Annotated in this window: 11 protein-coding genes; 7 read left to right on the forward strand and 4 right to left on the reverse strand. The window is 68.2% G+C overall.

Features of this window, described 5'->3' with window-relative positions; translation table 11 throughout:
- Positions 1–73 precede the first annotated feature (73 nt).
- Entirely contained in the window at positions 74–3,253 is a 3,180-nt protein-coding gene (locus N415_RS17260) for an adenylate/guanylate cyclase domain-containing protein (protein WP_068184389.1), read from the forward strand.
- A 29-nt stretch (positions 3,254–3,282) separates the two neighbouring features.
- On the opposite strand, the gene N415_RS17265 is transcribed toward N415_RS17260, so the two are convergent.
- Both N415_RS17265 and N415_RS17270 read right to left on the reverse strand, forming a co-directional pair.
- Complete coding sequence (locus N415_RS17265) at positions 3,283–4,230, reverse strand: MBL fold metallo-hydrolase (RefSeq protein WP_068184391.1); 948 nt, start codon at positions 4,228–4,230, stop codon at positions 3,283–3,285.
- A complete protein-coding gene (locus N415_RS17270; protein ID WP_068184394.1) occupies positions 4,227–4,673 on the reverse strand; it encodes a PPOX class F420-dependent oxidoreductase in 447 nt (148 codons plus the stop codon). Before N415_RS17270 ends, N415_RS17265 begins: the two co-directional genes overlap by 4 nt.
- Positions 4,674–4,732: 59 nt before the next feature.
- Here N415_RS17270 and N415_RS17275 point away from each other — a divergent pair, with 59 nt between their 5' ends.
- The 4 genes from N415_RS17275 (at position 4,733) to N415_RS17290 (ending at position 9,434) form a co-directional block, all read left to right on the forward strand.
- On the forward strand, positions 4,733–5,134 hold the full coding sequence (locus N415_RS17275) for a MerR family transcriptional regulator (protein WP_068184399.1): 402 nt from the start codon (positions 4,733–4,735) through the stop codon (positions 5,132–5,134).
- A 16-nt stretch (positions 5,135–5,150) separates the two neighbouring features.
- On the forward strand, positions 5,151–5,630 hold the full coding sequence (locus N415_RS17280) for a VOC family protein (protein ID WP_068184400.1): 480 nt from the start codon (positions 5,151–5,153) through the stop codon (positions 5,628–5,630).
- Positions 5,631–5,703: 73 nt separating this feature from the next.
- A complete protein-coding gene (fadD11, locus tag N415_RS17285) occupies positions 5,704–7,530 on the forward strand; it encodes a fatty acid--CoA ligase FadD11 (RefSeq protein ID WP_068184401.1) in 1,827 nt (608 codons plus the stop codon).
- 14 nt (positions 7,531–7,544) lie between these two features.
- Positions 7,545–9,434, forward strand: a complete 1,890-nt coding sequence (locus tag N415_RS17290; protein WP_152531445.1) for a lysophospholipid acyltransferase — start codon at positions 7,545–7,547, stop codon at positions 9,432–9,434.
- 51 nt (positions 9,435–9,485) lie between these two features.
- Here N415_RS17290 and N415_RS17295 read toward each other — a convergent pair whose 3' ends face one another.
- Together N415_RS17295 and N415_RS17300 are read right to left on the reverse strand one after the other, a co-directional pair.
- Positions 9,486–10,925, reverse strand: coding sequence for an FAD-dependent oxidoreductase (locus tag N415_RS17295; protein ID WP_068184409.1), 1,440 nt, complete (start codon positions 10,923–10,925; stop codon positions 9,486–9,488).
- Positions 10,922–11,329 (reverse strand): hypothetical protein, encoded by a 408-nt coding sequence (locus N415_RS17300; protein WP_068184412.1) that lies wholly within the window; start codon positions 11,327–11,329, stop codon positions 10,922–10,924. Before N415_RS17300 ends, N415_RS17295 begins: the two co-directional genes overlap by 4 nt.
- Before the next feature lie 93 nt (positions 11,330–11,422).
- Between N415_RS17300 and N415_RS17305 the strand changes: the two genes are divergently transcribed.
- Together N415_RS17305 and N415_RS17310 are read left to right on the forward strand one after the other, a co-directional pair.
- Positions 11,423–11,980 carry a TetR/AcrR family transcriptional regulator gene (locus N415_RS17305; protein ID WP_068184419.1) on the forward strand — a complete coding sequence of 186 codons (558 nt, stop codon included), beginning with the start codon at positions 11,423–11,425 and terminating at the stop codon, positions 11,978–11,980.
- Positions 11,981–12,007: 27 nt separating this feature from the next.
- The gene (locus N415_RS17310; RefSeq protein WP_068184422.1) at positions 12,008–12,445 is read left to right on the forward strand and encodes a nitroreductase family deazaflavin-dependent oxidoreductase; all 438 of its coding nucleotides are present in this window, start codon (positions 12,008–12,010) and stop codon (positions 12,443–12,445) included.
- The last annotated feature ends 14 nt before the right edge of the window (positions 12,446–12,459 follow it).

Genomic DNA, 12,459 nt, shown 5'->3' on the forward strand with positions numbered 1-12,459 from the left:
CATTCGTGCCGCGAAGCCCTATTGTTAGCGAATCGGGTGGGTGTACTGGTGTACTCGAGAACTAGGGGCCCGAATGGCGGCGGCAGCATCCACGTGTGCGACGTGCGAAATCGAACTTCGCGAGGGAGCCCGTTTCTGCGACAGCTGCGGTTCGCCGATAACGCCGCAGCAATCCGCGGAGTACAAGCAGGTGACGGTGTTATTCGCCGACGTGGTGGGTTCGATGGACATCGCAGAGGCCGTCGGTGCCGAGCGCTTGCGCGAGATCATGGCGGACCTGTTCGACCGCTGCGCCGCGATAGTTGACCGTTATGCCGGAACCGTGGACAAATTCACCGGCGACGGCATCATGGCCGTTTTCGGGGCACCGATCGCGCTGGAGGATCACGCATTGTGCTCCTGCCTGGCAGCCCTGGACATTCAGGACGCGGTGCAGGAGCTGGCCGGGCAGGTGCAGAGCAGAGACGGTATCCACCTTCAATTGCGGGTCGGGCTGAACTCGGGTGAGGTTATTGCCGGCGATGTCGGCTCGAACCCATGGAATTACACGGCCGTCGGTCTTCAGGTCGGCATGGCCCAGCGGATGGAATCGGTGGCGCCGCCCGGCGGAGTCATGCTCAGCGAGTCGACCGCGCGCCTCGTCGACGAAGTCGCCGCGCTTGGCACCCCCGAAAACGTTGTCCTCAAGGGCGTGGAGGACCCGGTGGTCGCGTGGCCGTTGCTGTCCATGCGGACGGGGCGCTTTCATTACAGCCGGCGGGTGTCGAAGCTGGTTGGGCGCAGTTGGGAGCTCGCCACCTTGACGGCGTTGCTTGATCGGTCGGTGGCGGGCCGTGGCTGTGTGGTGGGCGTGGTCGGTCCCGTCGGGATCGGCAAGAGCCGCGTTGTCGACGAGATTGTGGCCGTAGCGATACCGCGTTTGATTCGGGTTTTCTCGACGTACTGCGAATCCCACACCGGCGAAGTCCCCTTCTTGGTGGTGGAGCGGCTGATGCGGGCGGCGTTCGGGGTGGAAGACATGAGTGACCACCAGGCCAGGGCGCTTCTGCGCGAGAGAGTGCCCGCCGCCGATCACGCCGATCAGGTGCTCCTCGAGGACACACTGGGAATCCGCGACCCCGACGACGAACTGCCCGATATCGCCCCCGACGCCCGGCGGCGGCGTCTGACGGCGCTGGTCTGCGATGCGGCCCTCGCCAGCACGGCTCCCACCGTCTATGTCATCGAAGACGCTCACTGGATCGATCCGTCCAGCGAATCACTGTTGGCCGACTTCATCAGTGTCGTCCCTCGGACCCATTCGTTGGTGCTGATCACCTATCGTCCCGAGTACACCGGCGCGCTGAGTCAGCTGGCCGGCGCACAGAAGATTTCCCTTACGCCGCTTAGTTTTTCGGACACCAAAGCGCTGGTCGCCCAGCTGCTGGGTACCGACCCGTCGGTTGCCGGGCTGGTCGAGCGGATCGCCGAGCGCGCGGCCGGCAACCCGTTTTTCGTCGAGGAAATCGTGCGCGACTTGACCGATCGAAATGTGCTCCAAGGCGCCCCCGGCGCATACCTGAACGCAAGTGGATCAACCGATGTCGCCGTCCCGGCCACGCTTCAGGCAGCCATTGCCGCGCGCATCGACCGGCTCGACGGCGCGACCAAAGCGACATTGAACGCGGCGGCGGTGATCGGTGTCCGCTTCCGCGCCGACCTGCTGGCTGCGCTGGCGGATTGCTCGACGTTGGACAACCTGGTGCACGCCCAGCTCGTCGAGCAGGTGAATTTCACGCCGGTCGCGGAGTACGCATTCCGCCAGCCGCTCATCCAGACCGTGGCCTATCGATCACAGCTCAAGGCTGGTCGCGCAGCGCTGCATACGCGGCTGGCGGCGGCGCTTGCGGAGCGCGACCCAGTATCGGCGGACGAGAACGCGGCGCTGATCGCTGAACATCTGGAGGCGGCCGGTGACCTCGCGGCAGCGTTCGGGTGGCACATGCGGGCCGGGACGTGGTTGACGCGACGCGACATCCGTGCCGCGCGCATGAGCTGGCAACGCGCGTGTCATGTTGCCGACCGGCTGCCGGGCGACCAGCCGGGGCGCGCCGCAATGCAAATCGCGCCGCGCGCGCTGCTTAGCCTCAGCGCTTGGCGGTTCGGCGGCCGCGTGGACGACACCGTCTTCGACGAACTGCACGAGCTGGCGACCGCCGCCGATGACAAAGCCTCGCTCGCCATGGGTATGGCCGGACAGATCATGGCACTCAACACCTACGGCCGCTACCGCCAAGCCGCGGCAATGGTGACGGAATTTGTGAATCTTCTTGATTCGCTGGGCGATCCGGTTCTCTCCGTCACCTTGCGGCCAGGCGCCCTCACCGCGAAGTTCGGGGCCGGCGAGCTCGCCGAGGTGGTGCGTTTGGCCGACAGGATCATCGACGAGGCCCGCGCGGATCCGCAGAACGACGACACTCTCTTCGGGTCGTCCTCGAGAATCGCCACAATGATGCGCGCTGCCGCCCGGATGTGCTGGGGCGCCCCGCATTGGCGGCAGGATGTCGACCATGCGGTCGCTCTGGGTGACGAGATCGAACCCGGTACGCGTTCGATAATGCTGCTGCACATCTACGGCATCGGGGTAGTAAACGGGCTCCTGGTTCCCGACGCGGCGATGCTGCGCGAATCGGAACAAGCCCTTCGTGCTGCCGAAGAGAGGGGAGACCAATTCGCGTTGGCGTGGGCCAGGTTTCTGCGCGGCCTCATCCTGGTGCAACTCGACGACGCGCACCGCGCCCAAGGTTTCGATCTGCTTGCCCAATCGCAGGTGACCGGCTCACAGGACCGGCTCAACCAGGCGGCTCTGCAGCAGCTCAAGGTCGAGCGCGCCAAGGAGCAATCGCGTGCCGGTGACCTCGATAATGCGATAGCGCAGCTGCGGGCGGTTGTCGAGGCGCACTCCGCAACCGACCCGACGACGTTCCACGCGGCCGCCACTGCCGCTTTCGTGGAAACCCTGCTGCAACGCGGCCGGCCAGAGGATCTGGATGGGGCTGCCGGAGCGGTGGAGCGGCTGGCCGCCCTGCCGACCGAGCCCGGATTTGTATTGTTCGACGTTGCGCTGCTGCGGTTGCATGCATTGCTGGCGCGGGCTCGCGGTGAAGACGCCGCGTATCACGACTTCGCCGAGCGCTATCACGCGACGTCAACATCATTTGGCTTCGAAGGACACATGGCGGCGGCGCAGGTACTACTGGAGCAAAACGCGTAGTTGCAAAGACGCGCCCCGCGCGCGAGGTGCTAGGCCGGCAGCTGCTGCGCCGCCTGGTGGTCGTGGGTCGGGATGATCGTCACCGCGTGCCGCGCCAGGTGCAGCCGGTGCAGCGTCCGGAAGGTCTGATCGCGGTCCACGTCGACCAAAGCCCCTGGATAGCTGGACTTTTGGCGGACCTTCTCGATCTGCAGCCGGTGCCAGGCGGCGTCGCCGGCGATCAAGATCCATCCGCGGGCGGTGTGGGCGAGCACCCCGACGCTGCCCGGGGTGTGCCCGGCCAGGTCCACCAGCAGGACGGAGCCGTCGCCGAAGAGGTCGTGGCTTGCGGTGAAGGTCAGCACCGCCGGACCGTCCAGGTCGTATTCGGTGAGGCGCCGATCGCGCAGGGAATCGCGGACACCGCCCACGGGCGCCACCGGGCCGGCGCCGACCCACTCGTTTTCCTTGCGGTGCAACAGCACTGGCAGCTCGGGCAGGTCCAGCAGCCCCGACACGTGATCCCAATGCGCGTGGGTGGGCAGCGCGAAATCCAACCGCGGCGTTTCCGGCAGCCGCGCCAACGCCGCGACGGTTGGAATGGTGTCCGCGGGGGGCCGGACCACGCCACGCAGCACGGCGGGTAGTTGGGCGATCGCCCGCTGATCGACGTCGGTGCACACGGCGGGGTCGACGATGAACGTGGCCTCCGGGTGCGTGACGATGAACGACGTCAGCGAGTTCTCCACGCGCGCAGGGCGGAACGTGCCCTCGACGATGGTGGCCGTCGGCACCGAGCGGGGCACCTGCGGCAGCGCGGTCACCGCGACGGTGCCGCGGGGATCGGGCAGTCCCGCGTCGGTGATGCTGCGGATGAGACGCCCGTCCAGCCGCCGCGGCCACACCAGACCGCGAACGAGTCCGGTTGCCGCGCTGCAGCATTCGAGGACGGTGGGGGAGCGGACGGGGTCGGGCAGTCCGGCCTTGGTGGCGGTCATGGCAGCTCCACCCGCACGATCGCGCTGTCGGCCCAGACGCGACGGTCGCGGGCGCGCCGCAGCTTTTCGCCGACGCACAGGTCCCCGTGGACGTTGGTCACGCCCGGAACCTTGATCAGCGGGACGATGTTCCATTGCCAGCCATAGCGCCGGTGCAGCAGGCGGTTGGCCCGCTCGGCGTCGGCGCCGGACAGGATCGTCGCTCGGCCGGCCAGCGTCGTGGCGCCCGGGCGCACCCGTCCCCGGTAGTCGCAGGCGGCCAGTTCGACATCGCGACGCGCCGCCAGCCGCCTGGTCTTCGGCCCCACCTTGGTCCGGAACACCAGCGCGTCGCCGTCGAGGACGAACCAGATCGGGGTGTCGACCGGGGTGCCGTCGCGGCGGAAGGACCGGAGCAGGGCGTAGCGGGCGCGGCTCAGCTCGTCGAGCGTGGGAGTATGCATGCTCCCAGTCAACGACTTAGAGTTAGCTCGAAGTCAAGCTCGAGTTTTCGGGAGGCGCCATGGCCCCAACCCTGACGATCGGGGAGGTGGCGCGCCGGGCGGGGGTGGCGGCCACCACGCTGCGTTACTACGAGCAGATCGGATTGGTGTCGGCGCCGGCGCGGCTGGGCGGCCAGCGCCGTTACGACGATTCGGTGCTCGCCCGCCTCGAGGTGATCCGCCTGTGCAAATCGGCCGGCTTCGCGCTGGAGGAGATCCAGCTGCTGTTCGCCGACGACGCGCCCGGACGCCCCGCCAGCCGGGCCCTGGCCGAGGCAAAGCTGGCCGAGATCGACGCGCAGCTCGAGTCGCTGGCCCGGGCGCGGGCCGTCATCGAATGGGGGATGCGCTGCACGTGCCCGTCGATCGACGCCTGCACCTGTGGGATTCACACCGCGCAGGCGGTCCCTTACGCGATCTAGGACTCGAGGAGCAGCAATGACCCAACCGCAGCCGATCGCCGTGCAGAACTTCTCGCATATCTGCATCGGCGTCTCCGACATCGAGGCCTCCGTGGCGTTCTACACCGCGGTGCTCGGCATGGATGTCGTGTTCGACGTCGAGTTGGCAGGCGCCGGACTGGACTCGGTGACCGGCGGCGCGGCGCAGCAGGGCCGCATGGTCGGCGGTCTGATCGGCGCCGCGATGGTCGAGCTGCTGTCGTTGGGCGCGGTGCCGGAGACCCCGAGCGGCCCGCACCTGGGCTATACCAACATGTCGTTCCGGGTCGACGATCTCGACGCCACCTACGACTCCGTCCGCCGCCACCACCCCGGCGTGCGCGCCGAGGCGCCCGTCGACATCGGTGGCGTGCGGATGTTCTTCATCTACGATCCCGACGGCACCCCGATCGAACTGCTCGAATTGCCCGGCGGCGCCTCGACCACGGTGCAGCTGTGGCGCCCCGATGCCGGGTGATGTGTTCCGCGCCACAACACACGGACGTACGCTCACCAAGGGCTGTGCTGATCCGGCGGCAAGGAGAACGGAAATGACGACAACCGAACGTCCGGCAACGTTGTGCGAGGCGTTCCAGCGCACCGCGTCGATCGAGCCGGACGCCGTCGCGCTGCGGACTCCCGGCGGCACCCAGACGCTGACGTGGCGCGAGCTCGCGGAGCAGGTGCGCAAGGTCGCCGCCGGCCTGGCGGGCCTCGGGGTGGGGCGGGGTGACACGGTGTCGCTGATGATGGCCAACCGGATCGAGTTCTACCCGTTGGAGATCGGCGCCCAACACGTTGGTGCCGTTTCGTTTTCGGTTTACAACACGCTGCCCGCCGAGCAGCTGACCTACCTGTTCGAGAACGCCGGCACCAAGGTCGCGATCTGCGAGGAGCAGTACGTCGACCGCATTCGCGCCAGCGGCGCGTCCATCGAGCACATCGTCTGCATCGACGGCTCGCCGCCGGGCACCATCTCGGTCGACGACCTCTATGCCGCCGCAAGCGACGACTTCGACTTCGAATCCACCTGGCGGGCGGTCAAACCCGACGACGTGGTCACGCTCATCTACACGTCCGGGACCACCGGAAACCCCAAGGGCGTGGAGATGACCCACGCCAATCTGCTGTTCGAGGCGTTCGCCCTCGACTCCGTGCTGCCGGCCGAGTTCGGTGACCGGGTCACGTCGTTCCTGCCGACGGCGCACATCGCCGACCGGGTGCAGGGTCTCTACAGCCTGGAGGTGTTCGGCTCCCAGGTGACCACCGTCGCGGACGCGCGTGCCATCGCCGCCGCGCTGCCCGACGTGCGGCCCAACGTGTGGGGGGCGGTGCCCCGGGTGTGGGAAAAGCTCAAGGCCGCAATCGAATTCGCCGTGACTCATGAGACGGACGAGGTCAAGCGGCAGGCGCTGCAGTGGGCGATGTCGGTGGCCGCCCGGCGAGCCGCAGCCCTGGTGGCCGGCGAGGAGATGTCGGAGGAGCTGGCCGGCGAGTGGGCCAAGGCCGACGAACTGGTGTTGTCGAAGCTGCGGGAGCGACTCGGCTTCGGCGAACTGCGCTGGGCGGTCTCCGGTGCGGCGCCGATTCCCATCGAGACGCTGGCCTTCTTCCTCAGCATCGGCATCCCGATCGCCGAGGTCTGGGGCATGTCGGAGCTGAGTTGCGTGGCGACCGTGAGCCATCCGGCCGAAGCTCGCCTCGGCACCGTCGGCAAGTTGCTGCCCGGCCTGGAGGGCAAGATCGCCGACGACGGCGAGTTGCTGGTCCGCGGTCCGCTGGTGATGAAGGGTTACCGCAAGGAACCCGCCAAGACCGCCGAGGCGATCGACGAGGACGGCTGGCTGCACACCGGCGACATCTTCGAGGCCGACGCCGAGGGCTATCTGCGGGTGGTGGACCGCAAGAAGGAGCTGATCATCAACGCGGCCGGAAAGAACATGTCGCCGGCCAACATTGAGAACACGGTGCTGGCCGCCTGCCCGATGGTCGGCGTGATGATCACGATCGGGGACGGCCGGCCGTACAACGCCGCGCTGATGGTGTTCGACGCCGACTCGGTCGGCCCCTTCGCGGTCCAGCACGGGCTGGCGGATGCGTCTCCGTCCGCGTTGGCGAGCCACCCGGACGTCATCGCGCAGATCGCCGCGGGTGTCGCCGAGGGCAACGCCAAACTGTCTCGGGTCGAGCAGATCAAGCGCTTCCGGGTATTGCCCACCGTGTGGGAGCCGGGCGGGGACGAGATCACGCTCACGATGAAGCTCAAGCGCAAGCCGATCATGGCGAAGTACGCGGCCGAGATCGAGGAACTGTATTCTCCCGACCTTCATCCCGACGTCCACGAGCCTGCCGAAGCCGCGACGGTGCAGCCGGCGTGAACGGGGGACCGGTGATGTCGGCGCGCGAAATGGGTCGTACGGGGGTGCGAAAGCTGCTGCAGCGCACCGGGATTGTCGATGAGTCGACGACGCCGTTGCCGACCGATCCCGACGAGGTGGTCGAGCTGTTGGCGGCCCCGTGGTACAACGAGCGGCTGGCCAAGCTGGCCGAAGAGCTCGGGCGCGATCGCGACGACGTGCGCGCCGAGGCGGCCGGCTACCTGCGCGAGATGGCGCCGTCGCTGGACGAGCGGGCGGTCAGGGCCTGGCGGAGCTTCAGTTGCTGGCTGATGCGGGCCTACGACATCCTCGTCGACGAGGATCAGATCGCCCAGCTGCGCAAGCTGGACCGCAAAGCGACTCTGGCGTTTGCCTTTTCGCATCGCTCCTACCTGGACGGGCTGCTGCTGCCCGAGTCGATCCAGGCCAACCGGCTCTCGCCCGCGCTCACCTTCGGCGGCGCGAACCTGAACTTCTTCCCGATGGGCGCCTGGGCCAAGCGCACGGGCACGATCTTCATCCGCCGTCAAACCAAGGACATTCCGGTGTACCGGTTCGTGTTGCGCGCCTACGCCGCCCAGCTGGTGCAAAACCACGCCAACCTCACCTGGTCGATCGAGGGGGGCCGCACCCGGACCGGCAAGCTGCGCCCACCCGTGTACGGCATCCTGCGCTACATCAGCGATGCCGTCGACGAAATCGACGGCCCCGAGGTGTATTTGGTGCCGACCTCGATCGTCTACGACCAGTTGCACGAGGTGGAGGCGATGACCGCCGAAGCCTACGGTGCGACGAAACGGCCGGAGGACTTCCGGTTCCTGGTCCGGCTGGCGCGACAGCAGGGCGAGCGGCTCGGGCGCGCCTACCTGGACTTCGGCGAACCGCTGCCGCTGCGCAAGCGCCTGGAGGAGTTGCGCGCTTTGGATACCTCGGCATCCGGCAGCGGCACCGAAATCGAGCGGATCGCACTGGACGTCGAGCACCGGATCAACCGCGCGACGCCCGTCACCCCCACCGCGGTGGTCAGCCTCGCGCTGCTGGGCGCGGACCGATCGTTGTCCATCAGCGAGGTGCTGGCCACCGTGCGTCCGCTGGCGAGCTACATTGCCGCGCGGAACTGGACGGTGGCCGGCGCCGCCGACCTGACGAACCGCTCGACGATCCGCTGGACGCTGCACCAGCTCGTCGCCTCGGGCGTGGTGAGCGTCTACGACGCCGGCACGGAACCCGTCTGGGGCATCGGAGCCGACCAGCACCTGGTCGCGGCGTTCTACCGCAACACCGCCATTCACATCCTGGTCGATCGCGCCATCGCCGAGACGGCACTGCTCGCCGCGGTCGAAGACGCCGAGAATTCCGTGGACCGCCTGGTTCTACCGACGACCGTGCGCGACGAGGCGCTGCGCCTGCGCGAGCTGCTGAAGTTCGAGTTCTTGTTCTCCGCGCGGGCCCAGTTCGAGAAGGAACTGGCCGGCGAGGTGCGCCTGATCGGGCGGGTGGAGGACACCAGCAAGGCCGCCCCCGCGGCAGACGTGCGGGGGCTCCTGGAAAAGGCCGACCTGCTGCTGGCGCACCTGGTGCTGCGCCCGTTCCTGGACGCCTACCACATCGTCGCCGACCGGCTGGCCGCCTACGACGACGAATCTTTTGACGAGGACACGTTTCTCACCGAATGTCTAGAGGTGGGCAAGCAGTGGGAGCTGCAGCGCCGAATCGCCAACGCCGAGTCGCGGTCGATGGAGCTGTTCAAGACCGCGCTGCGGCTGGCGCGGCACCGCGAGTTGGTGGACGCGTTCGAGGACCCCCAACTCGCCCAGCGACGGCGCGAGTTCGCCGACGAGATCGCCACCGCCATCAGGCGCGTCAACACCATCGCGGAGCTGGCCCGGACGGCGGCGAACTAGCCACGGGTGACCGGCGGGAGATCTAGCCCCGAAGATCGCACCACAGGTGCCTCAGTAGGCAGGAGTGCCGGCCGCGCTCGCCTGCCGAACAGGTGCCTCGGCCGACGGCCCCGACCAGGCGATGTACCCGTCGGGTCGCACCAACACGGCCGGACCCTGGTCGGCCCGCTCGGCCTGCAGTGTGCCGGGTGCCTCGACCGGCGCGGCACCGTGTTCGCGCACCAAGACAAATCCCCCCGTGCGTAGCAACTGGGTCAACCGTCCCTCGACCAGGGGTATCTGGGTGGCCCGCGTGCCGACCAGTCCGCGCCGGCCGTAACGCAGCGTCGTGCCGGCAAAACTGCCCGCCACCAGGTCTCGCACCGCAGGGATCCGAAGCAGGCTGGGAGCCAACAGGTTACGCAGCATCCGGGCCGGCCGCGGATGCAGCGTAGCGGCGCGGGCCATCAATCCGGACTGGAACAGCACGCGTTTGCCGATCGGGTGCCGCTCGTCGTGGTAGGAGTCCAGCAATCGGTCGTCGGCGCCACCGAGCACGGCATCCAACTTCCAGGCCAGATTGGCGGCGTCCTGGATGCCGGTGTTCATGCCCTGGCCGCCCATCGGGGAGTGCACGTGCGCGGCGTCACCGGCCAAGAACACTCGGCCGTGCCGGTACTGCTCGACTTGTCTTTCGTCGCAATGGAATCGGGACTTCCAGCTGATATCGATCACACCGAAGTCGGTGCGCATGGCCCGGGTGAGGATGTCGACGATCTCGCCGTCGTCGACGGGTTCACGGTCAGGCACCTGGTGGTCGCGGTCCCACACCATCGCCCGATACCACGAGCCGTCCGCTTCGTGGCGGTCGTAGGGCGCCAGGAACCCCAGGACGTCCCCGGTGGCTCCCACCGTCAACCCTCCGTCGGAGGGTCCGTCGGCGAGCTTGACGTCGGCCAGCACGATCGACATCAGCACCGTCTTGCCGGGAAAATCGGCGCCCAGCAACGCTCGGACGCTGCTGTGGGCGCCGTCGGCGCCGATCACATACCGCGACCGCCAGGTCTGCTGATGCGCGGGATCGCCGTCGTCCTTCGGCCGGGCGGTGACGGTGACGCCATCGGCATCCTGGCCGAGCGCGATCACCTCGATGCCGCGGCGGATGTCGGCGCCCTCGCCCGCCGCGTAGCGGTGCAGCGCCGCGTCGACGTTGGTCTGCGGGGTCACCAACACGAACGGGTACGGAGAGTCGAGGTGGGTCAGGTCGATGCGGGCCCCGGCGAACAGTTTCACGCCCGGCGCGCGGTGCCCGAGCGCCAACAGGTCGTCGGCCAGCCCCCGGGCGTCGAGGACCTCGAGGGTGCGGGCCATGGTGGCGAACGCGCGACTCGACGGGTTTTCGGTGGGCCAGCGTTCCAGCACCACGACAGATCGCCCGGCGCGGGCCAGGTCGCCGGCGGCGGTCAGCCCCGTTGGGCCCGCGCCAACCACCAGCACGTCGACCGTGCTCATCGGGCCGCTCCCTCCGGCTCGGGGAACCAGCGGCGAATGTCGCCGGGCGTGGACACCGCCGCGCGGTTGAAGACGAAGCGACAGCCGGGCTGCGTCGCATGCGCGGCGTTGACGATCGACTCGAACAGCAGGGTGTTGCCGGGCACAAGGCGAATCCCGGCTCCGACCAGTACCGCGTCGTAGGCCTTGGCCTCCAGCCATTGGCGGGCCTTGTCGGCGCCCGCCGTTCCGAAGTCGATCAGGCAGTTGTCCACGTCATAGCCGGCGGCGCGCAGGCCCGCGACGTTGTCGTCGTTGGCCGCCCGCAGCGACTCCCTGGACAGCCCCGGGAATTGGGCGAAATCCGGTGACGAGCAGTCGATCACCTCGGGATCGAGTCCGATCTGGATGACGGTGACGGTCATGGCGGGGCCTCCTCGACGATTTCAACAGTTGTTGAACTCGACGGTAGGCCCCGGTGCTGGCCGTGTCAACAGTTGTTGAATACAATTTCGCCCATGCCCGCCAAGACCCGTGACGGGAAGGCCACCCGCGCGACGATCCAGCGCGTCGCGCGCGGCCAGTTCTCCGCCCACGGCTTCGAACGCACCACCATCCGCTCGATCGCGTCGGAGGCCGGCGTCGATCCCGCCCTGGTCATGCATTACTTCGGCAGCAAGGCGGACCTGTTCGCCGCCGTTTCCCGGCTCGAAGTCACCTTTCCCGATCTCTCGGGCGTCGCGCCCGAGCGGATGGCGGATGCCCTGGTGCCGCTGTTCGTCAGGGTGTGGGACCCGCACGGGTCTTTCCTGCCGCTGCTGCGCGCGGCCGCGACCAACCGGGCCGCCGCCGACGCGCTGCTCGAGGTGTTCGTCGAGCAGGTGGCTCCGGCGCTGGCGGTCGTCACACCCGACCGCGCCGCCGAGCGGGCCGCGCTGGTGGGCTCCCAGGTGCTGGGAATTGCGATGGCCCGCAACGTCGTTGGGGTGCCGGCGCTGGTGGATATGGACGACGCGACGCTGACCGAATGGGTGCGCCCGGTGCTCGCGCGCTATCTCACGGGCCCGGCGCCCTAGCGGGGAACGCCGCCTAGAGTAGTTGACATGCCACTTTCAGGTGAATACGCACCCAGCCCGCTCGATTGGTCCCGCGAACAAGCCGACAAATACGCCGAATCCGGCGGGACCGAAGGCACCGAGCTCAAGGGCAAGCCCGTCATCCTGCTGACCACCGTCGGGGCCAAGACCGGCAAGATCCGCAAGACCCCGCTGATGCGCGTCGAGCACAACGGCGAGTACGCCGTCGTCGCCTCGCTCGGCGGGGCCCCGAAGCACCCCGTCTGGTACTACAACATCAAGAAGAACCCGCGCGTCGAGCTGCAGGACGGGACCGTCACCCGCGATTACGACGCCCGCGAGGTGTTCGGCGACGAGAAGGCCACCTGGTGGGAGCGTGCCGTGCAGGCGTGGCCGGACTACGCCGAGTACCAGAAGAAGACCGACCGCCAGATCCCGGTGTTCGTGCTGAGCCCAGTCGGCTGAACGCGGCATGGGAC

The sequence above is a fragment of the Mycobacterium sp. UM_CSW genome, assembly GCF_000455205.1.
GTDB lineage: Bacteria > Actinomycetota > Actinomycetes > Mycobacteriales > Mycobacteriaceae > Mycobacterium.